Origin of the sequence: Burkholderia sp. Ed8, assembly GCF_040761425.1 — a bacterium.
GTDB classification, from domain to species: domain Bacteria; phylum Pseudomonadota; class Gammaproteobacteria; order Burkholderiales; family Burkholderiaceae; genus Burkholderia; species Burkholderia seminalis.
Window position 1 is genome coordinate 1,376,520 of record NZ_CP142886.1, and the last position, 26,149, is coordinate 1,402,668.

Annotated in this window: 26 protein-coding genes; 21 read left to right on the top strand and 5 right to left on the bottom strand. The window is 67.9% G+C overall.

All coding sequences use genetic code 11. The features are described 5' to 3' along the window. Positions 1-5: 5 nt before the first annotated feature. Positions 6-1,415, bottom strand: a complete 1,410-nt coding sequence (gene fliD, locus VXM69_RS20250; protein ID WP_367190113.1) for a flagellar filament capping protein FliD — start codon at positions 1,413-1,415, stop codon at positions 6-8. 188 nt (positions 1,416-1,603) lie between these two features. After that, positions 1,604-2,428 (bottom strand): flagellin domain-containing protein, encoded by an 825-nt coding sequence (locus tag VXM69_RS20255; protein WP_034188094.1) that lies wholly within the window; start codon positions 2,426-2,428, stop codon positions 1,604-1,606. A gap of 520 nt (positions 2,429-2,948) precedes the next feature. Between VXM69_RS20255 and rpsU the strand changes: the two genes are divergently transcribed. Beyond that, positions 2,949-3,161 carry a 30S ribosomal protein S21 gene (rpsU, locus tag VXM69_RS20260; protein ID WP_006401410.1) on the top strand — a complete coding sequence of 71 codons (213 nt, stop codon included), beginning with the start codon at positions 2,949-2,951 and terminating at the stop codon, positions 3,159-3,161. Between the two features lie 699 nt (positions 3,162-3,860). After that, complete coding sequence (locus VXM69_RS20265) at positions 3,861-5,096, top strand: PepSY-associated TM helix domain-containing protein (RefSeq protein ID WP_367190114.1); 1,236 nt, start codon at positions 3,861-3,863, stop codon at positions 5,094-5,096. Positions 5,097-5,182: 86 nt separating this feature from the next. Here the strand turns inward: VXM69_RS20265 and VXM69_RS20270 are convergent, their stop codons facing one another. Further along, positions 5,183-5,785, bottom strand: coding sequence for a DNA-3-methyladenine glycosylase I (locus tag VXM69_RS20270; RefSeq protein WP_367190115.1), 603 nt, complete (start codon positions 5,783-5,785; stop codon positions 5,183-5,185). Between the two features lie 142 nt (positions 5,786-5,927). Here VXM69_RS20270 and VXM69_RS20275 point away from each other — a divergent pair, with 142 nt between their 5' ends. Further along, complete coding sequence (locus tag VXM69_RS20275) at positions 5,928-6,809, top strand: BadF/BadG/BcrA/BcrD ATPase family protein (RefSeq protein WP_367190116.1); 882 nt, start codon at positions 5,928-5,930, stop codon at positions 6,807-6,809. A gap of 144 nt (positions 6,810-6,953) precedes the next feature. Beyond that, a complete protein-coding gene (locus tag VXM69_RS20280) occupies positions 6,954-7,778 on the top strand; it encodes a Cof-type HAD-IIB family hydrolase (protein WP_059559383.1) in 825 nt (274 codons plus the stop codon). A 132-nt stretch (positions 7,779-7,910) separates the two neighbouring features. Here the strand turns inward: VXM69_RS20280 and aqpZ are convergent, their stop codons facing one another. Beyond that, the gene (aqpZ, locus tag VXM69_RS20285; RefSeq protein ID WP_034188089.1) at positions 7,911-8,654 is read right to left on the bottom strand and encodes an aquaporin Z; all 744 of its coding nucleotides are present in this window, start codon (positions 8,652-8,654) and stop codon (positions 7,911-7,913) included. A gap of 300 nt (positions 8,655-8,954) precedes the next feature. Here aqpZ and VXM69_RS20290 point away from each other — a divergent pair, with 300 nt between their 5' ends. Next, positions 8,955-9,251 (top strand): H-NS histone family protein, encoded by a 297-nt coding sequence (locus VXM69_RS20290; protein WP_006489320.1) that lies wholly within the window; start codon positions 8,955-8,957, stop codon positions 9,249-9,251. 103 nt (positions 9,252-9,354) lie between these two features. Here the strand turns inward: VXM69_RS20290 and VXM69_RS20295 are convergent, their stop codons facing one another. After that, the gene (locus VXM69_RS20295) at positions 9,355-10,419 is read right to left on the bottom strand and encodes a glycosyltransferase family 4 protein (RefSeq protein ID WP_034188088.1); all 1,065 of its coding nucleotides are present in this window, start codon (positions 10,417-10,419) and stop codon (positions 9,355-9,357) included. Positions 10,420-11,085: 666 nt separating this feature from the next. Between VXM69_RS20295 and flhD the strand changes: the two genes are divergently transcribed. From flhD to VXM69_RS20375, 16 genes are all read left to right on the top strand, one after another. Next, positions 11,086-11,406 (top strand): flagellar transcriptional regulator FlhD, encoded by a 321-nt coding sequence (gene flhD, locus VXM69_RS20300; RefSeq protein ID WP_011350590.1) that lies wholly within the window; start codon positions 11,086-11,088, stop codon positions 11,404-11,406. Positions 11,407-11,499: 93 nt separating this feature from the next. Further along, positions 11,500-12,054 carry a flagellar transcriptional regulator FlhC gene (gene flhC, locus VXM69_RS20305; protein WP_034188087.1) on the top strand — a complete coding sequence of 185 codons (555 nt, stop codon included), beginning with the start codon at positions 11,500-11,502 and terminating at the stop codon, positions 12,052-12,054. Between the two features lie 168 nt (positions 12,055-12,222). Then, positions 12,223-13,083 carry a flagellar motor stator protein MotA gene (motA, locus tag VXM69_RS20310; protein ID WP_011350592.1) on the top strand — a complete coding sequence of 287 codons (861 nt, stop codon included), beginning with the start codon at positions 12,223-12,225 and terminating at the stop codon, positions 13,081-13,083. Positions 13,084-13,096: 13 nt separating this feature from the next. Beyond that, the gene (gene motB, locus VXM69_RS20315; protein ID WP_034188086.1) at positions 13,097-14,113 is read left to right on the top strand and encodes a flagellar motor protein MotB; all 1,017 of its coding nucleotides are present in this window, start codon (positions 13,097-13,099) and stop codon (positions 14,111-14,113) included. A gap of 28 nt (positions 14,114-14,141) precedes the next feature. Continuing rightward, a complete protein-coding gene (locus VXM69_RS20320; RefSeq protein ID WP_034188085.1) occupies positions 14,142-14,519 on the top strand; it encodes a response regulator in 378 nt (125 codons plus the stop codon). 33 nt (positions 14,520-14,552) lie between these two features. Then, positions 14,553-16,811, top strand: a complete 2,259-nt coding sequence (gene cheA, locus VXM69_RS20325) for a chemotaxis protein CheA (RefSeq protein WP_367190117.1) — start codon at positions 14,553-14,555, stop codon at positions 16,809-16,811. Between the two features lie 47 nt (positions 16,812-16,858). Next, positions 16,859-17,374 (top strand): chemotaxis protein CheW, encoded by a 516-nt coding sequence (gene cheW / locus VXM69_RS20330; RefSeq protein ID WP_006486165.1) that lies wholly within the window; start codon positions 16,859-16,861, stop codon positions 17,372-17,374. Positions 17,375-17,411: 37 nt separating this feature from the next. After that, on the top strand, positions 17,412-19,373 hold the full coding sequence (locus tag VXM69_RS20335; RefSeq protein WP_367190118.1) for a methyl-accepting chemotaxis protein: 1,962 nt from the start codon (positions 17,412-17,414) through the stop codon (positions 19,371-19,373). 3 nt (positions 19,374-19,376) lie between these two features. After that, positions 19,377-20,369, top strand: coding sequence for a CheR family methyltransferase (locus tag VXM69_RS20340; protein WP_034188082.1), 993 nt, complete (start codon positions 19,377-19,379; stop codon positions 20,367-20,369). After that, on the top strand, positions 20,366-21,130 hold the full coding sequence (gene cheD / locus VXM69_RS20345) for a chemoreceptor glutamine deamidase CheD (RefSeq protein WP_034188081.1): 765 nt from the start codon (positions 20,366-20,368) through the stop codon (positions 21,128-21,130). The genes VXM69_RS20340 and cheD overlap by 4 nt, the downstream gene beginning before the upstream one ends. Beyond that, positions 21,127-22,218, top strand: a complete 1,092-nt coding sequence (locus VXM69_RS20350; protein ID WP_034188080.1) for a chemotaxis response regulator protein-glutamate methylesterase — start codon at positions 21,127-21,129, stop codon at positions 22,216-22,218. Before cheD ends, VXM69_RS20350 begins: the two co-directional genes overlap by 4 nt. A 67-nt stretch (positions 22,219-22,285) precedes the next feature. After that, a complete protein-coding gene (gene cheY / locus VXM69_RS20355) occupies positions 22,286-22,681 on the top strand; it encodes a chemotaxis response regulator CheY (RefSeq protein ID WP_006485893.1) in 396 nt (131 codons plus the stop codon). Position 22,682: 1 nt separating this feature from the next. Continuing rightward, the gene (gene cheZ / locus VXM69_RS20360; protein WP_069707187.1) at positions 22,683-23,414 is read left to right on the top strand and encodes a protein phosphatase CheZ; all 732 of its coding nucleotides are present in this window, start codon (positions 22,683-22,685) and stop codon (positions 23,412-23,414) included. Between the two features lie 258 nt (positions 23,415-23,672). Then, complete coding sequence (locus VXM69_RS20365) at positions 23,673-24,176, top strand: DUF2844 domain-containing protein (RefSeq protein ID WP_034188078.1); 504 nt, start codon at positions 23,673-23,675, stop codon at positions 24,174-24,176. Between the two features lie 16 nt (positions 24,177-24,192). After that, positions 24,193-25,425, top strand: coding sequence for a DUF3443 family protein (locus tag VXM69_RS20370; RefSeq protein WP_069707188.1), 1,233 nt, complete (start codon positions 24,193-24,195; stop codon positions 25,423-25,425). Positions 25,426-25,589: 164 nt separating this feature from the next. Continuing rightward, entirely contained in the window at positions 25,590-26,093 is a 504-nt protein-coding gene (locus tag VXM69_RS20375; RefSeq protein WP_034188076.1) for a VOC family protein, read from the top strand. Positions 26,094-26,149 lie beyond the last annotated feature (56 nt).

The window sequence follows — 26,149 nt, forward strand, 5'->3', positions numbered from 1 at the left end:
GCGCGTTACTTGTTGGTGGCGAGCGCACCCGCGCTGTTGGTGCCGCCGAACAGCTGGGTCAGGTACTTCGTGTTGTTCGCCATCGTCGCCATCAGGTTGTTCAGCGCGGTGAACTGCGCGTTGTACTGCGTGGTCAGCTGGGCCGAGTAGTTCTGCAGTTGCGTCGCCTGGTCCGACAGGCTCTTCAGGTCCGCGTTGATCGCGGTGGTGCGCTGGTCGATCAGGCCGTTGGTCTGCGTGTAGTTGCTGACCAGGTTGTTGAGCGTCTGGCCGACACCGTTCGTCGTGTTGAACAGTGCGCCGACCGCCGGGTTGTTCGACGTGAGCGCGGTGTTCAGCGCGCCCGAGTCCACCTGCAGCGTGCCGTCCGCCTGCAGGCTGATGCCGATGGCCGCCAGCGAATAGGTCGAGCCGCCCGTCGTGACGCCGCCGCTGATCGCGGTCGCGAGTCCGTTCGAGATCGTGTTCAGCATCGAATCGCCGAGCAGCGGGCCGGCCGTCGACGTGTTCGGATCGTACGACGACAGCGACTGCGCGGTCGTCACATAGGTGTTGTACGCGCTGACGAACGCGTTGATCGCGGTCGTCGTGGCCGTCGTGTCGGGCGACAGCGTGACCGTCTGGGTCGTGTTCAGCGCCTGCGTCGTCAGGTTCAGCGTGACGCCCGTCAGCACGCCCGACACGCTGTTGGACGCGCTCGTCACCGGCGTGCCGTCGACGGTCAGTTTCGCGTCGGCGGCCGCCGTCACGGTCGTGTAGCCCGAGGTCAGCTTCGAATTGACGCCGGTGCCGCTCACCGACACGGTGTTGGCCGCGCCGGTGTTGTTCGACTGGATCACGAGATGCTGGCCGTCCGAGCCGGTGATGACCGACGCGGTGACGCCCGGGTTGCCGGCCGTCGTGTTGATCGACTTCGCGATGTCCGACAGCGATGCACCGGCCGCGACGTTGACGTTGAAGGCCGTGCCGGTGCCGAGCGTGATGCTCAGCGAACCGGCGGAGATCGTGTCCGAGGACGTGATGCCGGCCGACGACAGCTTGTTCGCGGTGGCGAGCTGCGTGACGTTGACCGCGTACGAGCCGGCCACCGCGCCGCCGCCGCTCTTGACCGAGGCGGTGATGCCGTTGCCGCTCGCGGTTGCCGCGAGGCCGCTCAGCGTCGTGCCGTTCGACAGGCCCGTGATCGCGGTCTGCAGCGCCGACAGCGCGGATTTCAGTTTGCCGACCGCCGACAGTTCGGTGTTGTCGGCCGTCTGCTTGTTCGTGAGGGTGGTCTGCTGGCCGATGGTCTTGGCCTGCACCAGCGACGTGACGAGCGAATTGACGTCGAGCGTCGAATTGGTCGCGCCGCTGATGATCGATTGTCCGGCCTGCGCCAGGATGCTGCCGATATCCGTCGTGCTCGTCGTGGCCATGCGGGTGCTCCAGTCGTTTGCGCGATGACGCGCGTTTCGGCGGGTCGCCGTACTTCGGTTTCAATGCAAGCAGGGAGGCATGCCTCCCTGGAGTGTCGGGTCCGACGAATCGAACCGGCGCCGTCGCGCGCCGCAACGCGGACGACGCCGTGCGCGCGGGCGGATCGCCCGGCGCGGGGTGTTCCCGATTACTGCAGGAGCTTCAGGACTTGCTGCGGCAGCGAGTTCGCTTGCGCGAGCACCGAGATGCCGGCTTGCTGCAGCACTTGCGCCTTGCTCAGGTTCGCCGTTTCCGTCGCGAAGTCCGCGTCGGTGATCTGCGAACGCGCCGCGCTCATGTTCGTTGCCTGGGTTTGCGTCGTCGTGATCGCAGCCTGGAACGTGTTTTGTGCCGCACCCAGCGTTGCCTGGAACGTGTTCACGTTCTTCAGTGCCGCGTCGATCGACGTGATGGCCGACTGTGCGCTCGTCTGGTCGCTGACCGTCAGGCCGCTCAGGCTCAGGCCGCCGCCCGTGCTCGTCCACACCGTCGCGCCGAAGTTGACGGCCACGGTCTGGTTGGCTGCCGCGCCGACCTGGAACGTGACGTTGCCGGCTGCGCTCAGGATGGTCTGGCCGTTGAACGACGTTTGCGTTGCCACGCGGTCGATTTCGCCGAGACGCGTCGTGACTTCAGCCTGCAGGTTCGCACGTGCGTTCGAATCCAGCGAGCCGTCGCCTGCTTCGACTGCCAGCGTACGGATACGCTGCAGGTTGTCGACGGTCGACTGCAGCGCGCCGGCTGCCGTCTGGATCATCGAGATGCCGTTGTTCGCGTTCGACACGCCTTGGGTCAGCGCGTTGATCGCTGCCGTTTGCGACGTCGAGATCGCGAGACCTGCCGCGTCGTCGGCTGCCGTGTTGACGCGCTTGCCGGACGACAGGCGGTTGATCGCTTGCGACAGCGCGTTTTGCGAGCCCGACAGATTCGTCTGCGTCGTCAGCGAAAGGATGTTGGTGTTGATGTTCAGCATTTGCTTCCTCGTTTTGGAAAATGCCTGAGATACAGACAGGTTCTGATTTCGGCGTTGCGCTTTTTCGCGTCTGGCGCTGCCCGCCTTTCCTGGTTGACGGCGGCACCCGGCGAAAACTTTAGAGGGATGTTTGAGGAAATTCGGGACGGAAGAGGGGATTTCGCCGGGAAGGCTCGCCCGGCATGGCGGACAGCGTGGTGGCCAGGGAGGAACACCGCCCGGTTGGGTGGAACGTTTGCCCGCGATCGACAAAAGGATGGTTTTGTCTGTGATTCCCTGCTATGATGGCGGGCTGAATTGAGATTTCTGTCACGCCTCTGCCGTTTTCGGCATGTCTGCTGGCAGTCAAACGCGGCGCTGCACGCGGCTGTGAAGCGTACTCGCGGTGCTTTCCGCCTCTCTTTTCCGGCCTCCGAGGCCGTATTTCCGCTCGTTTCGCCTGTTCGTGGGGACGCTCGGATGGCCGGTGCGTGGCGCTTGGCCGCTACGTTTTTGACCGTTTAAGCAATTTAGGAACGACATGACGACGATTCTTCTGAAAGAAAACGAGCCGTTCGAAGTGGCGATTCGCCGCTTTCGTCGCGCTATCGAAAAAAATGGCCTGATCGCTGAACTGCGTGAGCGCCAGTCTTACGAAAAGCCGACCGCAGTCCGCAAGCGCAAGAAGGCAGCAGCCGTCAAGCGCCTGCACAAGCGTCTGCGCAGCCAGATGCTGCCGAAGAAGCTCCACTAAGAGCGTCTGACGGTTCGCCGCGAAACGGCGGAGTGTGCCTCGAAAGAGGCCGCTCCGCCGTTTTGCTTTTGGGGTCTGGGAAAATCCCGAGGCTCGCCGCGGGGCGGCCGTTCCGGCCGGCGGCCGCGGTTGGCGGCCGGCCGGTGCGGCGTCCGGAAGTCGATTTTTGCGGTCAGGCCAGCCGTGCGCGGGTCGCCCGGCTTCAGGTCATCCGCGTACTGATATTCCCGGTAACGGCGGTTCTGCACGCTGCCGATTGGCGCGCGCAGCGTCAAGGCGTGGCGGCCGACCTGCGTCGGGGAGTGCGCCCGCATCGATGGCGAGCCAGCCTGGCGCATCGAGGCCGCCGGTCGCGCGCAGCGGCGTCGCGCCGGCGAATCGTCGGCATGCGCGAGCGAGGCGGCGAAGCAGGCAGGGGCGGCGGCCTCGCGGCGTGGACGGACGTGCGGTCGCGCGAAGCCGACGGTCATGGCGGGTGAGCAAAAATGCGAGTAAGAATCATTCGCATCGCGCTAAAATGTCGCGCATCGTATCAAGACCCGCCGAACGCGCAATATTTCCAGGCCGCGCACAAGGGCATCCGGCCTCGCCTGGCGCGGCCGGCCGGCGCTTGCGCGGCGTTTGACATCAGATGACCTTCCTCCCGTCGACCCGGGGCCGCCGCCTGTGCCGGCCCGTTTTCCTGTCGCCGCGCACGCGATGAATGCGTTCCTGCGACCGTTTCTCGTCCGCCTGCATCGCTGGTTCGGGCTCGCCATCGCGCTGTTCCTGTTCGTCGCGGGGCTCACCGGCGCGCTGATCGCATGGGACCACGAGCTCGACGCGGCGTTGAACCCCGACTTCTACGTCGCGCGCAGCGGCGCCGCGCCGCTTGCGCCGCTCGAACTGGCGACGCGCATCGAGGCTGCCGACCCGCGCGTGCAGGTGACCTATCTGCCGCTCGCGGTCGAGCCGGGGCACACGCTGCAGGCGGGCGTGATACCGCGCACCGACCCGGCGACCGGCCGGCCGTACGCGATCGATTTCAGCCAGATCGCCGTCGATCCCGCGACCGGCGCGGTGCAGGGCCGCCGCGAATGGGGCGCGCCGTCGCTCGCGCGGCTCGACCTGATGCCGTTCATCTACCGGCTGCACTACTCGCTGTTCCTCCCCGAGTACGGCGGGATCAACTTCGGGTTCTGGGTGATGGGCGTCGTCGGTATCGTGTGGGCAATCGACAGCCTGATCGCGCTCGTGCTCGCGTTCCCGAACCTGAAGAGCTGGCGCAAGTCGTTCGCGTTCCGCGTGCGGCGCGGCGGCTATCCGCTCGTATTCGACCTCCACCGCTCCGGCGCCGTATGGGTATGGGGGCTGCTGCTGGTCGTTGCGGTCACATCGATCTCGATGAACCTCGCGGTTCCGGTCGTGCGCCCGCTGGTGTCGCGGCTGTCGCCGCTCGCGCAGACGCCATACACGAATCCCGAGCGTTTCCCGCCGGCTCCACCGGGCAGCACCGTGCTGCCGCGCGAGCGAATCGTCGAGATCGCGCGCCCGGCCGGGCGGGACGCGGGAATCACCGCGCCGCCCGGTGCGCTGCTGTTCGCGCCGGCGATGAACGTCTATGCGGTCGGGTTCTTCACGCCCGGCAACGACCACGGGGACGTCGGGCTGGGTAACGCGTGGTTGTACTGGGATGCGGTGACGGGCAAGCCGATCGCCGCCCAGGTGCCCGGCCGCGGCTCGGCCGGCGACCTGTTCATGCAGGCGCAGTTTCCGCTGCACTCGGGGCGGATCGCCGGCGTCGCGGGCCGCGTCGCGATCAGCGCGCTCGGCATCGTCATCGCGATGCTGAGCGTGACGGGCATCTGCATCTGGGTGAAGAAGCGCAGCGCACGCGTGCGGGCCGCACGAAGCGCACGGTCGGCCGTGCCGGCGTCGTCACGCGCCGCGCGGTAAGCGACGGGTGGCGCCGTGGCCACCGTCGCCGCGGGCGGCGTTGAAGGACGGGTGCCCGGCTGGCGCCGGTGCCTGCGCCTGCGTGGTCAGCCCGCCTTGCGCTTGCGTGCCGGCTGTTTCCGGCCGAGCGCCGCGCACCGCGCGTGGCACGGGCAGCCGATCTCGTGATCGTTGACCATGCCGGTTGCCTGCATCAGTGCATAGCAGATCGTCGAGCCGACGAACTTGCAGCCGTATGCCTTCAGCGCCTTGCTGAGCGCGTCGGACCGTTCGGTCGACGCGGGCGCGTCGCGGTACGACTGCCATGCATTCTGGATCGGCGTATTGCCGACGAACGACCACAGGAATGCGGCGAGCGAACCGTGTTCGTCGCGGATGCGCTGCACGGCGCGCGCATTGGTGACCGCCGATTCGACCTTCGCGCGGTTGCGCACGATGCCCGGATTCTCCAGCAGCTTGTCGATGCGCTTCGGCGTGAAGCGCGCGACGGCGTCGACGTCGAACTCGGCGAACGCGTCGCGATACCCCGCGCGCTTGTTCAGGATCGTCGACCACGACAGCCCGGCCTGCGCGCCTTCCAGGATCAGCATTTCGAACAAGTGGCGATCGTCGTGCGACGGCACGCCCCACTCGGTGTCGTGATAGTGAGCGTCCGCTTCCGTCTTCACCCAGTTGCACCGCTGCGACATCGTCTGCCTCGTTTTCAGTGTCGAATCGATCGTGCCAGCATAGCGGAAGCCCATTTTGCGGGATAGCCGGCCGAACGGCAGATGGGCGCGCGGCGCCGATCCGGTTAAGCTTGGCGCCTGTTCGAATCAGCGGGATGAAGGCATGGCGGCATTACTTTTTGCGATCGGCATCGACGGCGGCGGCACGGGCACGCGCGCGGTGCTGGCCGACCGGCACGGGCGCGAGCTCGCGCAGGGGCGCGGCGGCCCGTCGGGGCTCGGGCTTGGCATCGAGCGCGCGTGGGCGTCGATCGGCGCGGCGTGCGCGGACGCGTTCACGCAGGCCGGCCTTGCGTTCGACTGGTCGCAGTGCGCGCTCGGCTGCGGGCTCGCGGGCGTCAACAATGCGGCGTGGCTCGCGGCGTTCCGGGCGCAGGCCCCGCTCGGCGCGCTTGCGATCGAGAGCGATGCATATACGACGGTCGTCGGTGCGCACGGCGGCGCGCCGGGGCTCATCGTCGCGCTCGGCACCGGCAGCATCGCGGCGGCGCTCGATGCGGGCGGCGCGTGCCGGATCGCCGGCGGGTTCGGCTTTCCGTCCGGCGACGAGGCGAGCGGCGCGTGGCTCGGCGTGCGCGCGCTCGCGTACGCGCAACAGGCGCTCGACGGCCGCGTGCCGCGCGATGCGTTCGCCGATGGGCTGCTCGCGGAAACGGGCGCGCAGGATCGCGACGCGCTCGTCCAGTGGTCGTGCGATGCGAACCAGACGATCTACGCGCGTCTCGCGCCGGTCGTGTTCACGCACCGCACGCATCCGGTGGCGGGCGCGCTGATCGCGCAGGCCGGCGACGAAATCGGCAAGATGATCGACGCGCTCGATCCGCAGCACGCGCTGCCGGTCGCCCTGTGCGGCGGGCTGGCGGATGCACTCGCGCCGGCCGTGCCGGCGCGCCATGCCGCGCGGCTGCGCGCGCCGCTCGACGATTCCGCACATGGCGCGCTGCGGCTCGCGCTGCAGGCGCTGCGGGCGGCGGAAGGCGGCTGAAGCGAGGCAACGCGGGCCAGGGCGGGGTGGAAGGCGCGTCGGCGCAGCGCCGAAGGCGGCTTGACCGGGAACCGCCCGGCGCGCCGCCGGGCACGACGTTAAAATGGCGATTCCGCAGCGTCCTGTGCGCCATTCTCCCGTCCCATGTACAAAGTCATCGCCACCGATCTCGACGGTACCCTGCTGAACAGCGACCACCAGCTCGATCCGTACACGATCGACACCGTCCGCCGGCTCGACCGCGACGGCCTGCAGTTCGTGATCGCGACGGGGCGCCATTACGCGGACGTCGCCGGCATTCGCGACGTGCTCGGCATCCGGCCGTACCTGATCACGTCGAACGGCGCGCGCGTGCATGCGCCGGACGACACGACGATTCACGCGCAGGACATCGATCCCGCGATCGTCCGCAGCCTCGTGCAGCCGGAGGTCACCGGCGCGCATGGCCGCACGATCGTCAACCTGTTCACCAACGACGGCTGGCTGATCGACCGCGACGCGCCGCACCTGCTCGACTTCCACCAGGATTCGGGCTTCCGCTACGACGTGATCGACATGGCCGCGCACGACGGCGCCGATATCGCGAAGGTGCTGTATATCGGCGAGCCGGCCGATCTGGCGGTCGTCGCCGAGCAGATGCGCGTGCGCTTCGGCGATGCGCTGTACGTCACGTATTCGCTGCCCGACTGTCTGGAGGTGATGACCGCGAACGTATCGAAGGGCCGCGCGCTGCGCACGGTGCTCGGGCGGCTCGGCGTCGATACCGGCCACTGCATCGCGTTCGGCGACAACATGAACGACATCGACCTGCTCGAAACCGCCGGTCACGCGTTCATGATGAACAACGCGAACCCCGACCTGGTCGCGCGGCTGCCGCACATTCCGCGGATCGGCAACAACTTCGATGCGGGGGTCGCCCGGCACCTGCGCTCGCTGTTCTCGCTCGAGGACAACGTCGCCGCTTCCTGAGCGTCCGGCCCCGGGCGCGTGTCCCGTGCGGAAATGAAAAACGGGCGCCAGTGGCGCCCGTCGAAATTGCCTGCCTCGATGTTGTTGGACAGCGTGAGGCTCGCTGCTCTGCTCGCTTGACCCCGTAGTGTTTTATTCGCTTGTGCGAGCCGATGCCGGAAGCAGGTCGACGGCGTCGTCACGCCCGGCGACCAGCGGGTAGATGATCCCTGCGAGTACCGCGCCGATCATCGGCGCCACCCAGAACAGCCAGAGCTGGCCGATCGCGTCGCCGCCGACGAACAGCGCCGGGCCGGTCGAGCGCGCCGGGTTCACCGACGTGTTGGTGACCGGGATCGAGATCAGGTGAATCAGCGTCAGGCACAGGCCGATCGCGATCGGCGCGAAGCCGGCCGGCACACCGCGCTTGTCGGTCGCGCCGAGGATCACGAACAGGAAGAAGCCCGTCATCACGACTTCGCAGATGAACGATGCGCTCAGCGAGTAGTGGCCGGGCGAGCGATCGCCGAAGCCGTTCGTCGCAAAGCCGCTGCCGACGACGTCGAAGCCCGGCTTGCCGGTGGCGATCAGGTACAGCACGAACGCGCCGAGCGTGGCGCCGACGACCTGCGCGACGATGTACGGAGCGAGATCGCGTGCCGGGAAGCGGCCGGCGACCGTCAGGCCGACGCTCACCGCCGGATTCAGGTGGCAACCCGAGATGTGGCCGATTGCGAATGCCATCGTCAGCACGGTCAGGCCGAAGGCAAGTGCGACGCCGGCAAAGCCGATGCCGAGGCCCGGAAAGGCGGCGGCCAGCACGGCGCTTCCGCACCCGCCGAGCACCAGCCAGAACGTGCCGAATACCTCTGCAGCGAGACGCTGAGAAAGATTCATGTAAGGACCTCGTTCAAGTGGGTTGAAGACCACCGGACGACACTGCGGATTTAATCCCTCGCCCGGAATTGGTCTGGATTATAGGAAATGAATCGCGTCCGGGAGGGTCAACGATTGTTAAATTTGAATGGCTGACGAATGCCTTTTATTAGAATAAGTCCGCATTCTCGATAAAGCCGAATCGGTTAAAGATGACAGTATTTATTTCGAAGGGCAGGGCGGCAGTGCGGATGACGTAACGGGTGTTGGCGTCCCGGCCGGATTCGCCGGGGCCGCATCATCGAAAAGGGGAGTCGAAAAATGTCTCAATACGCGAAACTCAAGGCGCAGATCGCTGATCTGCAGGCTCAGGCGGACGACGTGCGCCGCCAGGAAGTGGCGGCGGTCATTGCCGACGTCCAGCGAATGATTGCGGAATACGGCCTGACGGCCCAGGACCTGGGCTTCGCGGAACGGGCACGGCGCGGGCGCCCGCCGAAGAAGGCGCCGCTGCCGCCGAAATACCGCGATCCGAAGTCGGGTGCAACCTGGAGCGGGCGCGGCAAGCCGCCGAATTGGATCGTCGGGAAAAACCGCGATCGTTTCCTGATCGAATGACCGGAAGCCGAAAAGAAAGAGCCGCATCGTCGATGCGGCTCTTTTGTTTTACGCGCCGATTTCGGCGCGGATTTTGCTGAATATTTCCGTGCGGATTTCCGCGTCAGGCGCTCGCGACCCGGCGCAATACCGGTTGCTTGGCCGCCGCGCAAAGCGATTCGTAAGTTTCGACATAACGCTGCGCCATTGCCTTCGAGCTGAAACGCGTGTCGAAACGCTGGCGGATCGCGGTGCGCGACAACGTGTCGATCCGGTGCAGCGCACCGACCGCGCCCTGCACGTCCTCGACGATGAAGCCGGTCACGCCGTCCTCGATCACTTCCGGCACCGAGCCGCGGTTGAACGCGACGACCGGCGTGCCGCAGGCCATCGCCTCGATCATCACCAGGCCGAACGGCTCCGGCCAGTCGATCGGGAACAGCAGCGCCTTCGCGCCGGACAGGAACGCGGGCTTCTGCGCCTCGTTGATCTCGCCGATGAATTCGACGTGCGCCTGGCCGAGCAGCGGCTCGATCACTTCCTTGAAATAGTCGGCGTCGGCCTTGTCGACCTTCGCGGCGATCTTCAGCGGCAGCCCGCTTTGCGCGGCGATCCGGATCGCGGTGTCGACGCGCTTTTCGGGACAGATCCGGCCGAGGAACGCGAGGTATTCGGGTTTCACGCCCGGCTGCGGCGTCAGCAGCGTGTCGGGCAGCCCGTGATACACGGTGCCGGCCCACGCGGCCTGCGGCAGCGGCTTGCGCTGGTTGTTCGAGATCGACACGACCGGCGCGTCCGGGAACGCGTCGAACACCGGCTGCAGCTCGGGCAGGTCGAGGCGGCCGTGCAACGTCGTCACGTACGGCGTGTCGAGGCGCGACATCAGCGGGAACGGCAGGTAGTCGAGGTGGAAATGCAGCACGTCGAATTCGTGCGCGACCCGGGCCACCTGCTCGAGGAGCCGCATGTGGGGTGCCATCGAATCGCGGATCGACGGGTCGAGCCGCAGGGCGCGCGGCCACGCCGCCTCGAGACGGGCCGACGTGACGGAGTCGCCGCTGGCGAACAGCGTCACGTCGTGGCCGAGTTCGACGAGCGCCTCGGTGAGGTAGGACACGACACGCTCGGTGCCGCCGTAGAGTTTCGGCGGAACGGCTTCGTAAAGCGGCGCGATCTGGGCAATTCGCATCGGTGTTCTCCGGTTTTCGATCCGTGGGCGCCATCGCGCCGACGCGGATCCCATACAACGTTGCGGAACTCGCCGACGCACGCGTCTGGCGTACGTGGCCGGGCCCTGGACGGGGTGCGCGGGGCGCCGGACGGCAAGCTGCGGGGCGGGCCGGCACGGCTCGCGCCGCCGCCCATTGGAGTCCATTATCGATATCGCCCTGCGGGGTTCGAGTGTTTTTTCAAACACTTAAGGCTTGTTACACGATGAAATACGCGAAAACCCCGAGAAAAAGGGCGCGGAATCATGAATCGAGATGGCCGCAACTATTGTTGCGCGATCGTGAAAAACCACTATAATTTTTACCGATCCGATTGTCGGCAGCCCTGCCGGCAAGCCTTCCGCCACCGAGCGGGCGGCCATCGGCACCCTCGCAGCCGAATGCGCGCTGTCATCCGCTTTCCCGATTGCCCCTTTCAATTCGCTTTGTCGGAAAAATTCCTACACGGTTTACAGACAAATCCTGCATGGCATACGCCACTTCGCTGATACCGACATAAATGGCGTTTGGCCAAAATTCGCCCTGTAAGACTATAAACGAGCCGACAGTGCGCCAGGAGCGCTCCGATCGAGCAAACGTTTTCATAACACGAATGGCCAAAGCAAAGCTCTTATAACGGGGGAATCATGAGCGCTACCAGCGAAATGCTCAGTGAGATCAAAGAGGTCAACCTGTCGTACCTCCTCCTCGCGCAGCGCCTGCTGCGGGAAGACAAGGCGATGGGCATGTTCCGCATGGGAATTTCCCAGGAACTCGCCGACGTGCTCGCCAACCTCACGCTCGCACAGACCGTGAAGCTTGCCGCGTCGAACCAGATGCTGTGCCGCTTCCGCTTCGACGATCACGCGCTGCTGTCGTCGCTCGCCGACAAGGGCCGTAGCGATGTCGTCGCGCACGCCCACTCGGCCATCCTGATGGCCGGGCAGCAGGTCGAAGGCGTCCGCTGATCCATCCCGCCTTGCGTTGTGTCCCGGCGTACCGCGCCGGAGGGCAGCGTATTGGCCATCCATTCGAACAACGTCAAGCGGACGGTTATCACCATGGCAAGCAAAAGCGTCGTGATCGAGGTGAAGGAAATCACCCTCGCCATCGAACTGATCGAACTGGGCGCCCGGCTGCAGCTGCTGGAGGCGGAGACGAGCCTGTCGCGGGACCGTCTGATCAAGCTGTACAAGGAACTGAAGGGCGTGTCGCCGCCGAAGGGGATGCTGCCGTTCTCGACCGACTGGTTCATGACGTGGCAGCCGAACATCCACTCGTCGCTGTTCTACAACATCTACCGGTTCATGCAGGACCACGGCCGCTGCGAGCCGATCCAGTCGATCGTGAAGGCGTACCGGCTCTATCAGGAGCACGTGAACCTGTCCGGCGACGAGGCCGCGCTGAGCCTCACGCGGGCATGGACGCTCGTGCGCTTCTTCGATTCGGGGATGCTGCAGATGACCCCGTGCACGCGCTGCGGCGGCCACTTCGTCGCGCATGCGCATGATCCGCATCAAGGTTTCGTGTGCGGCCTCTGCCAGCCGCCGTCGCGTGCCGGCAAGACCCGCAAGGCCGCCGCCGCGCGCGCCGAACTGGCTGCCACCGCGGCCTGAGCGCCGCCGGGCGGGGCGCGGGCGGTTGCCGCGGGCCGCGCGAATCGTCCGTGCCGTGCTGGTAAACACTGCCGGGCCGCCGCCGGGCGGCCGCGAAAGTTTTCCTGCCGACTGCCGTAAACCTGTTTAACGGCGGTCTTCCCGCCGGTCTTTCGTGAGGGACAGGCAGTGCTGATTATCGTGGGAACACTCGTGACGCTGTTGTCCGTCTTCGGCGGCTATGCGCTGGCAGGCGGGCATCTGGGCGCATTGATCCAGCCGGTCGAGATCCTGATGATCGTGGGCGCCGGCGTCGGCGCATTCATCCTCGGCAACGGCGGCAAGACCATCAAGGCCACGCTGCGCGTGCTGCCGACCCTCTTCAAAGGGTCGAAGTACACGAAGGACGTCTACATGGAGCTGATGGCGCTGCTCTACGTGCTGCTGGCGAAGGCGCGCAAGGAAGGCACGCTGACGCTCGAGGCCGACATCGACGATCCGGAAAAGAGCCCGATTTTCACGCAATACCCGAAGATCCTCGCCGATCATCACATCGTCGAGTTCCTGACCGACTACCTGCGCCTGATGGTGGGCGGCAACATGAACGCGTTCGAGATCGAGAGCCTGATGGACGAGGAGATCGAGACGCACCACGCGGAAGGCGAAGGCCCCGCGCACGCGCTGATGCGCGTCGGCGACGCGATGCCGGCGTTCGGCATCGTCGCGGCCGTGATGGGCGTGGTCCACACGATGGCGTCGGCCGACAAGCCGCCCGCGGTGCTCGGCGCGATGATCGCGCAGGCGCTGGTCGGCACGTTCCTCGGGATCCTGCTGTCGTACGGGCTGATCGGGCCGCTCGCGAGCCTGGCGGAGCAGCGCGTCGCCGAGTCGACGAAGATGTTCCAGTGCATCAAGGTGACGATCCTCGCGACGCTGAACGGTTATGCGCCGGCGATTGCCGTCGAGTTCGGCCGCAAGGTGCTGTTCTCGACCGAGCGCCCGTCGTTCTCGGAGCTCGAAGAGCACGTGCGCCGGGTGAAGGCGAAGTGACGCGGAGCGCACGATGAGCAAGAGCAAGGATCGCGCGATCGTCGTCAAGCGGGTGGCCCCGGCGAAGAAGGGCCACCACGGCGGCGCATGGAAGCTCGCGTACGCGGATTTCATGACCGCGATGATGGCGTTCTTCCTGTTGATGTGGCTGCTGAGCTCGGTCACGCCGGTGCAGCTGAAGGGCATCGCCGAATACTTCAACACGCCGCTGAAGGCCGCGCTGTTCGGCAGCGGCGACCGCAATTCGCAGGACTCCAGCATCCTCAACGCCGGCGGCCGCGACCTGTCGAGCGTCGACGCCGGCACGCTGCGCCGCACCGACGGCTCGACGCAGCTCGCCGATCGCGTCGCGAAGGCCGGCGACGACAACACGCGCTCGCAGGCGCAGGGCGCGCAGGACCGGCTCGAGCAGGCGCGCCTGCACGACCTGCAGATCAAGCTGATGGCCGCGATCGAGGCGAATCCGACGTTGCGCCAGTTCAAGCAGCAGATCCGCATCGATTCGACGCTGATGGGGCTGCGCATCGAGATCGTCGATTCGCAGAAGCGGCCGATGTTCGCGATGTCGAGCGACCGCGTCGAGCCGTACATGCGCGACATCCTGCGCGAGATCGGCAAGACGCTGAACGACGTGCCGAACCGGATCATCGTCCAGGGCCACACCGACGCCGTGCCGTACGCGGGCGGCGAGGGCGGCTACAGCAACTGGGAGCTGTCGGCCGATCGCGCGAACGCGTCGCGCCGCGAGCTGATCTCCGGCGGCATGGACGAGGCGAAAGTGCTGCGCGTGCTCGGCCTCGCGTCGACGCAGAACCTGAACAAGGCCGACCCGCTCGATCCGGAAAACCGCCGGATCAGCGTGATCGTGCTGAACCGCAAATCCGAAGAGGCGCTGATGCGCGATGACGCGACGACCACGACGCTGTCGGCCGATGCGGCCGGCTCGAAGCAGCTCGCGCAGCAGCTCGGCGCGGCGCCGGCCGTGCGCCCCGCGCTCGCGGCGTCCGCCGTCGCGGTGCCGAAACCCTGATATCGACAAGACCCGCTCCGAGACAGACATGATCCGAACCATTCTCGCCATCGACGACTCCGCGACCATGCGCGCCCTGCTGCAGGCGACGCTTGCACAGGCCGGCTATGACGTGACGGTGGCGCCGGACGGCGAAGCCGGCTTCGACATGGCCGCGACCGCGCCGTACGACCTGGTGCTGACCGACCAGAACATGCCGCGCAAGAACGGGCTCGAGGTGATCGCCGCGCTGCGCAAGCTGACCGCGTATGCGGACACGCCGATCCTCGTGCTGACGACCGAGGGCAGCGATGCCTTCAAGGATGCCGCGCGCGACGCGGGCGCGACGGGCTGGATCGAGAAGCCGATCGACCCGGCCGTGCTGGTCGACCTGGTCGCGACGCTCTCCGAGCCGGCCGCATCCTGACATGAACGCGACGAATTCAACCGGTGACCGGGCATGACTCTCGACATCACTCAGTTCTACCAGACCTTTTTCGACGAAGCGGACGAGCTGCTCGCGCAGATGGAGCAGCTGCTGCTGAACCTCGACGTCGACTCGCCCGACCCCGAAGACCTGGCCGCGATCTTCCGCGCCGCGCATTCGATCAAGGGCGGCGCGGCGACGTTCGGCTTTTCCGCGCTGACCGATACGACGCACATCCTCGAATCGCTGCTCGACCGCGCGCGCAACCACGAGTTGACGCTGACCAAGGAGATGGTCGACGCGTTCCTCGAGACCAAGGACGTGCTGTCCGACCAGCTCGCGGACTACCGCGCGAGCGCCGAACCGGACGCGGCGGCTGCCGCGACGATCTGCGCGAAGCTCGAACGGCTGAAGGCCGCGAGCGGCGCGGGTGAACCGGCGGCGGCCGCCGCGCCGGCACCTGCGCCCGCGGCCGCACCCGCTGCCGCCGCTCCGGCCGCGGAACCCGCCGCCGGTGGCGAGCGCGCGCCCGATCACGTGGTCGAGCAGGCCGTCGCGGCCGCGCATCCGGCGGGTGACGCGGACGCGGGCGCGGGCGGCCCGCACCTGAAGATCACGCTGGTGGGCGTCGACGCGAAGGACCAGGCGCTGCTCACCGAGGAACTCGGCAACCTCGGCCGGATCGTCGGCCGCGAGGCAGCGGGCGCCGACCTGTCGCTGTGGCTCGAATCCGATGTGCCGTCCGACGACATCGTCGCCGTGTGCTGCTTCGTGATCGACGAAAGCCAGATCCGCGTCGCGCACGGCACGGCGCCGGCCGCACCGGCCGCGCCGGCTGCCGCGCAGGACACGGCGGCGCCGGTTGCCGAACCGGCCGCCGCCGCGCAACCGGCGCGCGTCGAGGTGTTCGCGCCGCCGGCCGCCGCGCCGCAACCGGCCGCGCCGGCGCCCGCCGAGCCGGCCGCCGCGGCCGCACCGGCCCAGCCGCCGCAACCCGCGCCGCAACCGCCGGCCGAACACGCGGCGCCGGCCGCCGCGCACCACGACGACAAGCGTGCGCGCCCGGCCGCGGCCGCCGCCGCGGGCGCCGAAGGCAGCTCGATTCGCGTCGGCGTGGAGAAGGTCGACCAGCTGATCAACCTCGTCGGCGAGCTCGTGATCACGCAGGCGATGCTCGCGGAAACCGCGAGCGCATTCGATCCGGCGCTGCACGACCGCCTGTTCAACGGGATGGCGCAGCTCGAGCGCAACGCGCGCGACCTGCAGGAAGCGGTGATGTCGATCCGCATGATGCCGATGGACTACGTGTTCAGCCGCTTCCCGCGCCTCGTGCGCGACCTCGCCGGCAAGCTCGGCAAGCAGGTCGAGCTCGTCACGTTCGGGCAGGCGACCGAGCTCGACAAGAGCCTGATCGAGCGGATCATCGATCCGCTCACCCACCTCGTGCGCAACAGCCTCGACCACGGGATCGAAACCGTCGACAAGCGCGTCGCCGCCGGCAAGGATGCGGTCGGCCAGCTCGTGCTGTCGGCCGCGCATCACGGCGGCAACATCGTGATCGAGGTGAGCGACGACGGCGCGGGCCTGAACCGCGAGCGGATCCTCGCGAAGGCCGCGAAGCAGGGCATGCAGGTGTCCGACAACATCAGCGACGACGAAGTCTGGCAGCTGATCTTCGCGCCGGGCTTCTCGACGGCCGAGACGGTGACCGACGTGTCGGGCCGCGGCGTCGGGATGGACGTCGTGAAGCGCAACATCCAGTCGATGGGCGGCCACGTCGAGATCACGTCGCAGGCCGGCCGCGGCACGACCACGCGGATCGTGCTGCCGCTCACGCTCGCGATCCTCGACGGGATGTCGGTGAAGGTCGGCAGCGAGATCTTCATCCTGCCGCTGAACTTCGTGATGGAGTCGCTGCAGCCGTCGACCGACGACATCTACACGGTCGGCAACGGCGAGCGCGTGGTGCGCGTGCGCGGCGAATACCTGCCGCTGGTCGCGCTGCACGAGGTGTTCTCGGTCGAGGACGCGCGCACCGACCCGACGCAGGGGATCGTCACGATCATGGAAACCGAGGGCCGCCGCTTCGCGATGCTGATCGACGAGCTGGTCGGCCAGCAGCAGGTGGTCGTGAAGAACCTCGAAACCAACTACCGCAAGGTCCACGGCATCTCGGCGGCGACCATCCTCGGCGACGGCAGCGTCGCCCTGATCGTCGACGTCGCGGCGCTCAACCGTGAAACCCGTGCGACGCACGGCGCCCGTGCCGGCGCCGAGCTCGCGATGTTCTGACTCTCGCCATCAACCGATTGGGGGCAAACGTGTCTGCTGAAGTCCAAATGATCAATCCGGCCGCGGCGAACGCGGCAACGAGCCGCCGCGACGCGGAGCAGGGCGACGCGACGGGCCAGGAATTCCTCGTGTTCACGCTCGGCGACGAGGAATACGGGATCGACATCCTGAAAGTGCAGGAAATCCGCGGCTACGACAGCGTCACGCGCATCGCGAACGCGCCGGAGTTCATCAAGGGCGTGATCAACCTGCGCGGGATCATCGTGCCGATCGTCGACATGCGGATCAAGTTCCATCTCGGCCGCGTCGAGTACGACCACCAGACCGTCGTGATCATCCTGAACGTGTCGAACCGCGTGGTCGGGATGGTGGTCGACGGCGTGTCGGACGTGCTGACGCTGCAGACCGACCAGATCATGCCGGCGCCGGAATTCGGCGCGACGCTGACGACCGAGTACCTGACCGGCCTCGGCACGGTCGACGGCCGGATGCTGATCCTGATGGACATCGAGAAGCTGATGTCGAGCCGTGAAATGGCGCTGATCGAGACACTCGGCGGGTAAGCGCGCCGCGCGCGCAGCAATTTCGGGAGAATCTGCAATGTTGCACAACTGGTCGATCCGTACGACGCTCACCGCGGTCGGACTCATTCTCGTGTGCCTGGCCGCCGCGGTCGGCGGGCTCGGCCTCTACGCGCTCAATCACGCGAGCCGTTCGCTCGACGAGATCGCGCACGTCGACCTGCCGGCGATTCACACGCTGGACGACACGGCCGCGCACCTGCTGCGCTCGCGCGTCGCGCTCGACCGCTTCCGTACGCTGACCGAAGGCGGCAATGCGGCCGACGCGGCGAAGGTGCTCGACCGCGCGCAGGAGCTGTTCGCGAAGTCGAACCAGAACTGGCAGGCGTTCCAGTCGTTGCCGAAGCTCGGCGTCGAGCAGGCGCTCCTCGACGAGCTCACCGCCCGCTACACGACGATCGTGAAGGAAGGCGTCGAGCCCGAATTCGCGGCGGCGCGCGCGGGCGACATGGCGGCGTACCACGCGATTGCCGACGCGAAGATCAGCCCGATGTTCGTCGCGTTCGACCAGACGGCGGCGGCCGTGATCGCATCGCTGCAGAAGCGCGCGGAAGAGCGTCAGGCCGCGACGCAGTCGCAGATCTCGCTGATGGTCGCGCTGATCGCCGCCGGCATCGCGATCGCGTTCGTCGTCGTGATCGCGATCCGCTTCGTCCTGCGCGGCCTGATCGTGAAGCCGATCGAGGACGCGATCGCGCACTTCGAGCGCATCGCCGGCGGCGACCTCACGCAGCCGGTGAGCGTGTTCAGCACGAACGAGATCGGCCGCCTGTTCGGCGGCATCAAGCGGATGCAGGACGCGGTGACGACGATGGTGCAGGCCGTGCATCGCGGCACCGAGTCGATCGACGTCGGCGCGCGCGAGATCGCGACCGGCAACATCGACCTGTCGCAGCGCACCGAGGAGCAGGCCGCGTCGCTGCAGGAAACCGCGTCGAGCATGGAGCAGCTGACGGGCACCGTGCGGCAGAACGCGGAGAACGCGCGGCAGGCGAGCCAGCTCGCGGTGAACGCGTCGGACATCGCGACGCAGGGCGGCGACGTGGTCGGCCAGGTCGTGTCGACGATGCAGGACATCGCGGCCAGCTCGGGCAAGGTCGTCGACATCATCGGCACGATCGAGGGCATCGCGTTCCAGACCAACATCCTCGCGCTGAACGCGGCGGTCGAAGCCGCGCGCGCGGGCGAACAGGGCCGCGGCTTCGCGGTGGTCGCGGGCGAGGTGCGCTCGCTCGCGCAGCGCAGCGCGAGCGCCGCGAAGGAAATCAAGCAGCTGATCGGCGATTCGACCGAGAAGGTCGACAGCGGGTCGGCGCTCGTGGCGCGTGCCGGCGCGACGATGGAAGAGATCGTGCAGGCCGTGCGCCGCGTGACCGACATCATGGGCGAGATCAGCGCGGCGTCCGACGAGCAGTCGACCGGCATCGAGCAGGTCAACCGCGCGGTCGGACAGATGGATTCGGTCACGCAGCAGAACGCGGCGCTCGTCGAGCAGGCGGCGGCGGCCGCCGCGTCGCTCGAGGAGCAGACGCGCCAGATGAAGGCGATCGTGTCGGGCTGGCGCGTCGCGGGCGGCATCGCGCTCGCGCCGGCGCGCAGCGTCGCGCGGCCGGTCGCGCACGAACCGGCGGCCGTGCCTGCGTTGCCGTCGGAGCCGCGTCACGACGCGGCGCCGGTCGCCGCGCTGCCGGCGCCTCAGGCGGCGGCACAACCGGCACGGCGCGCCGCGCCGGCCGCCCGTGCGGCCGCGTCGGGCGCCGGCGCCGAACCGAAGCGCACGGCCGACACCGCGCGCACGCAGAAGGATGCAACGGCTTCCCGCGGCACCGCCGCGGGCGGCTATGGCCCGCGCCTCGCGAAGTCGGCCGCACCGGCGGACAAGCCGGCCGCGAAGCCCGCGCTCGTGCGCCCGGCGCTGAACGGCGAGAAGCCGGCGCTGGCGGTGGCCGGCGCGTCCGACGACGACTGGGAGACCTTCTAAGCCATGTCGCACGCGCGCGCGCCGTTTCGACCCGATGCACCGGATGCCTCGCCTCGCGCAGGGGATCCGGGGCGCGACTTCGCGTTCACGGGCGCGGATTTCGCACGCATTCGCGCGCTGATCCATCAACGCGCGGGGATCTCGCTGTCCGAGCACAAGCGCGACATGGCGTACAGCCGTCTCGCCCGGCGGCTGCGTGCGCGCGGCCTCGACACGTTCCGCGACTACCTCGACCTGCTCGAGCAGGAGGACGATCCGCTCGAGTGGGAAGCGTTCACCAACGCGCTGACGACCAACCTGACCGCGTTCTTCCGCGAGTCGCACCATTTCCCGATCCTGTCGGATTTCGTGAAAGGGCGCCCGGCGCCGGTGTCGGTCTGGTGCTCGGCGGCGTCGACCGGCGAGGAACCGTATTCGATCGCGATCACGCTGATCGAGGCACTCGGCGAATCGGCGGCGCGCGGCGCGTCGATCCTCGCGACCGATCTCGACACGCAGGTGCTCGCGAAGGCGGAGGCCGGCATCTACACGTACGACCAGGTCAAGCACCTGTCGCCGGAGCGGCTCAAGCGCTTCTTCCTGAAAGGCACGGGTCCGCAGTCAGGCCGCGTGAAGGTGCGCCCCGAGCTGCGCGCGATGATCCGTTTCGAGCAACTGAACCTGACCGATGCGGACTACGGGATCGCGAAGCCGTTCGACGCGATCTTCTGCCGCAACGTGATGATCTATTTCGACAAGCCGACGCAGGGGCAGGTGCTGTCGCGCTTCGAGCCGCTCGTGAAGCCGGGCGGGCTGCTGTTCGCCGGCCATTCGGAAAACTTCACGTACGTGACGCAGGCGTTCCGGCTGCGCGGGCAGACGGTGTACGAACTGACACGCGACGCCGCGCAGGGTGCGCGGCCGCGCGGCGCGCAGGCGCCCGCGGCGGCCGCGATGCCGTCGCCCGTGCGCGCGCGGGCCGCGGGCGCCGTGCCTGCCTATGGAGAGCGCGGATGAGCGCACTGCCGATCGCGACCAATCGCTACTTCGACAGCCACTTCGGCCTTCCCGGCGTGAAGCTGTTGCCGAACGAGTTCTACACGACCGCCGAGGACATGGTGCTGATGACCGTGCTCGGCTCGTGCGTCGCCGCGTGCATTCACGATCCGTACGCGGGCATCGGCGGGATGAACCACTTCATGCTGCCCGACGACGGCGCCGATGCGGGCGCGGCCGCGTCCGAATCGATGCGCTATGGCGCGTACGCGATGGAAGTGCTGATCAACGAACTGATCAAGGCCGGCGGGCGCCGCGAACGCCTCGAGGCGAAGGTGTTCGGCGGCGCGGCCGTGCTGGCCGGGATGACGACGATCAACATCGGCGATCGCAACGCGGATTTCGTGCGCCGCTACCTCGCGCTCGAACGCATCCGCATCACCGCGGAGGACTTGCAGGACGTCCATCCGCGCAAGGTCGCGTTCATGCCGCGCACGGGGCGCGCGATGGTGAAGAAGTTGCGGCTGCAGGTGCCGGGCGTGACCGAGCGCGAAGCCGCGCTGGCGCGCGAGGCCGACCGCTTGCGCGCGGCGCGCCCGCGCGCGCACGTCGAGCTGTTCCAGGCGAAACGGCCGGCCGCGCCGCAACCGGCGCGCCCGCGCATCGAGCTGTTCGGCGCGCGCGGCGCCGCGCCGGCCGGCAGCGGCAGCGCGGGCGGTGCCGGCGGCGTGCGGGCGGCGAACCCGTATGCGGCGAACCTATCAAGAAAGCAGGAGGCATGACCGCAGTGCAGAAGATCAAAGTATTGTGCGTCGACGATTCGGCGCTGATCCGCAGCCTGATGACCGAGATCATCAACAGCCAGCCCGACATGACGGTGTGCGCGACCGCGCCCGATCCGCTCGTCGCGCGCGAGCTCATCAAGCAGCACAACCCCGACGTGCTCACGCTCGACGTCGAAATGCCGCGCATGGACGGGCTCGACTTCCTCGAGAAGCTGATGCGCCTGCGGCCGATGCCGGTCGTGATGGTGTCGTCGCTGACCGAGCGCGGCTCCGAAATCACGCTGCGCGCGCTCGAACTCGGCGCGGTGGATTTCGTCACGAAGCCGCGCGTCGGGATTCGCGACGGGATGCTCGACTACGCGGAAAAGCTCGCCGACAAGATCCGCGCGGCGTCGCGCGCGCGCGTGCGCCAGGCGCCGCAGCCGCAAGCCGCCGCGCGCTCGGCCGACAGCCCGGCGGCCGCGCCGATGATCAACAACCCGCTCGTCAGTACCGAGAAGCTGCTCATCATCGGCGCGTCGACGGGCGGCACCGAGGCGATTCGCGAAGTGCTGACGCCGCTGCCGCCGGATGCGCCGGCCGTGCTGATCGCGCAGCACATGCCGCCGGGCTTCACGAAGTCGTTCGCGCAGCGGCTGAACGGCCTGTGCCGGATCGCGGTGAAGGAAGCCGAGCACGGCGAGCGCGTGCTGCCGGGCCACGCGTATATCGCGCCGGGCCACGCGCACCTGTTGCTTGCGAGAAGCGGGGCGAACTATATTGCGCAACTGTCGGACGAGCCGCCGGTGAACCGGCACCGCCCGTCGGTCGACGTGCTGTTCCGTTCGGCGGCGACGCACGCGGGCAAGAACGCGATCGGCGTGATCCTCACCGGGATGGGCCGTGACGGCGCGGCCGGCCTGCTGGAAATGAAGCGCGCGGGCGCCTACACGTTCGCGCAGGACGAAGCGAGCTGCATCGTGTTCGGGATGCCGCGCGAGGCGATCGCGCTCGGCGGCGCGGACGAGGTCGCGCCGCTCGCCGACATGAGCCGCCGCGTGATGGCGCGCCTGGCGACGATGGGCGACCGCGTGCAGCGCGTTTGAATGGAATGTCACGGGGCGCGTGCCACGATACGCGTCCCGACGGAAACGAATCTGGAAAGGAACGACGATGGACAAGAGCATGAAAATCCTGGTGGTGGACGATTTCCCGACGATGCGCCGGATCGTCCGCAACCTGCTGAAGGAACTGGGCTATTCGAACGTCGACGAGGCCGAGGACGGCTTGGCCGGCCTCGCGCGGCTGCGCGGCGGCGGCTACGACTTCGTGATCTCGGACTGGAACATGCCGAACCTCGACGGCCTCGCGATGCTGAAGGAAATCCGCGCGGACGCGACGCTCACGCACCTGCCGGTGCTGATGGTCACGGCCGAGTCGAAGAAGGAGAACATCATCGCGGCCGCGCAGGCCGGTGCGAGCGGCTACGTCGTGAAACCGTTCACGGCCGCGACGCTCGACGAGAAGCTGAACAAGATCATCGACAAGATGGCGAAGGCCGGGAGCTGACGTGAACGAGCCGATCCATGCGGCGCTCGCCGGCGCGGGATTCAGCGCCGACAGCCAGCCAGAAGGCGCCGATTTCGCGAGCGACCGCATCCTCGCGCGCATCGGCCACGTCACGCGCACGCTGCGCGACTCGATGCGCGAGCTCGGGCTCGACAAGCACGTCGAGCGCGCGGCGGAGGCCGTGCCCGATGCGCGCGACCGGCTGCGCTACGTCGCGACGATGACCGAGCAGGCCGCCGTGCGCGTGCTGAATGCGATCGAGGTCGCGAAGCCGATGCAGGCGCGCATCCAGAACGAGGCCGAGGCGCTCGACGCGCGCTGGACGCAGTGGTATGCGGCGCCGATCGAGCACGCGGAAGTGCGCGAGCTGATGGACGATACGCGCGCGTTCCTGCGCACGTTGCCCGAGGCGACGTCGGCCACCAGCGCGCAGCTGCTCGAGATCATGCTCGCGCAGGATTTCCAGGATCTCACCGGGCAGGTGATCAAGAAGATCATGGACATGGTCTACCTGATCGAGCAGCAGCTCCTCACCGTGCTCGTCGAGAACATCGCGCCCGAGCGGCGCGAACAGTTCGCGGCCACCGCGGCCGCGCTCGCGGCCGAGCAGATGAGTGCGACCGGCAGCCCCGAGTCGCTGCTCAACGGCCCGCAGATCGCGCCGGAAGGCAAATCCGACGTGGTCCAGGACCAGGGGCAGGTCGACGACCTGCTCGCGAGCCTCGGCTTCTGACCTTGCCGCCACGCGTCGGCGCGCCCCGTTCCGCGGGGCGCCCGCCGCGCGTCTTTCCCGTTCCCGCCTCGTTTCCCCGTGCGCGCCGCGTCCCTGCGGCGCGGCGTGATCCTGCGTCGAATTGACACTTGGTCACACTCAGCAGGCATACTACGCGTCAGCAGCAACGTAGCGTCATTCGTACGAATCATCGGTTGGCAGGCGGCGCAGGCCCGATGGCGGCGCCGCCGCAACGAAGCCAATCCCTTGGGGGGGAACGTGAAGCTGAAACGCTTGGGCTGGACCGTCGCGCAGGCGGCGGCCGCAATGGGTGTGCTGTGGGCCGTCCACGCACATGCTGAACTGGGCGGCGCGCCGATGTCGCCGCCCGCGGACGATCAGGCCGCCACCGTGCGCGCGCTGCAGCGCGCGATGCGTTCGGCGGACGGCGTGCAGACGAGCACGGCCGGCTATACCGTCCGCGAGATCACGCTCGGGTCGGGCACCGTCATCCACGAATACACGTCGGCCGCCGGCAGCGTGTTCGGCCTCGCGTGGAGCGGGCCGACGATGCCGGATCTCGCGTCGCTGCTCGGCAGCTATTTCCCGCAGTACACCGCAGGCGTCCAGGCGGCGCACAAGGCGCGCGGCTGGCGTGCGCCCGTGGCCGTCGACACGAGCGGCCTCGTGATCCGGACGGGCGGCCACATGGGCGCGTTCTCGGGTCAGGCGTGGCTGCCGGCGGCGCTGCCGGCCGGCCTGGCCGGCACCGACATCCAGTGACAGCGGGAGAGCGATCTTGAGCATTCATCGTACATTCAAGCGCTGGCTCGGCGTGCTGGGCCTCGCGGCCGCGACGGCCGTGCTCGTCACCGCATGCGGCGGCGGCGACGGCGGCGGCGGCAGCAACACGGGCAACAACGGCAACAACGGATCCGGCGGATCGGACGGCAATTCCGGAAATACCGCCGTCATCACGGTCGCCACGGGCGTCGCGAACGTGATCAACATCCCGACCATCAGCGTGAAGGTCTGCGCGCCGGGCACGTCGAACTGCCAGGTGGTCAACAACGTGCTGGTCGATACCGCGTCCTACGGGCTGCGGCTCGTCGGCAGCGCGGTGTCGGGCGTGCTGGGCAGCCTGCCGCAGGTGACGAGCGGCGGCGCGCCGGTGGCCGAGTGCGGCAAGTTCGTGTCGAGCTACACGTGGGGATCGGTACGCACGGTCGACCTGTCGATCGGCACCGAGCAGGCGAGCGCGCTGCCCGTACAGATCATCGGCGACCTCGGCACGACCAACGTGCCGAGCTCGTGCACGAACGGCGGCGCGTCGGCCAACTCGGCGGGTGCGCTGGGCGCGAACGGGATCCTCGGCATCGGGCCCGCGCCGTACGACTGCGGCACGACCTGCGCGACGTCGACGTCGTCGAGCAACAACTACTACGCGTGCCCGAACGGCGACAACGCGAGCTGCACGGTGGCGCTCGTGCCGCTGTCGCAGCAGGTGGCCAACCCGGTCCATCGTTTCGCGAACAGCGACGGCGTGAGCGTGCAGATGCCGGCCATCTCGAGCAACGGGCAGGCGAGCGCGACCGGGACGCTGACGTTCGGCCTGCCGAGCCTGAGCGGCAAGACGGTCCTGACGTCGACCACGACGGGCGACGTCAGCGCGACGTTCCTCGGGCGCAACGTGACCGCGTTCTTCGATACGGGCTCGAACGCGTATTTCTTCAACGATTCGGCGCAGACGGTCTGTTCGCGGAACACGGAGTTCTACTGCCCGTCGTCCGCGACGACCTACTCGGCGACGCTGAGCGGCCAGAACGGCGCGTCGGGTGTCGTGTCGATGCCCGTCTCGAACGCCGATTCGCTGTTCTCGAACCCGTCGACGTTCGCGTTCAACGACATCGCGGGCCCGTTCGGCTCGACCAGCTGGCTGGACATCGGCATGCCGCACTTCTACGGCAAGACGATCTACTTCGGGATGGACAAGACCGCGAGCGGCGGCGCGCAGCCGTTCGTCGCGTTCTGACAGGGCGCGGCGGCACGCGGGAACAAAGGGGGGCGAGCGATCGCCCCCTTTTTTTATCGCGCCGCCGTGCGTGTCCGATGGACCGGATTTCCGCCGCGCGCGGGCGCAGCGCCTACGATGTAAGACCGGCACCGGTGCCGGCACGACATCGAGGAGACAACGTCATGAACCCGCGTATCCAGCGCATCACGCCGTTCCTGTGGTTCGACCGCGACGCCGAGGCGGCGGCCGGCTTCTACGTGTCGGTGTTCGACAACGCGCGCATCGTGCACGTCGCGCGCTACGGCAAGGCCGGCGCGCACGCGTCCGGCAGCGCGGAGGGCGCGGTGATGACCGTCGCGTTCGAGCTCGACGGGCAGGCGTTCGTCGCGCTGAACGGCGGCCCCGTGTTCCAGATCACGCCGGCCGTGTCGTTCGTCGTCAACTGCCGCGACCAGGACGAGATCGATCATTACTGGGCACGCCTGTCCGAAGGCGGCGACGAGCGCGCGCAGCAGTGCGGCTGGTTGCGCGACCGCTTCGGCGTGTCGTGGCAGGTCGTGCCGGTGCAGATGGCCGAACTGATGACGGGCGACCCGGCGCGCGCCGAGCGCGTGATGGCGCAGGTGATGACGATGAAGAAGCTCGACCTCGCCGCGCTGCAGCAGGCGGCGGATCAGGCCGGATAATCGAATGCCGCGCACGTCACGCGATTATCGTTGGTGCGCGGTTTCATTCGAATGTA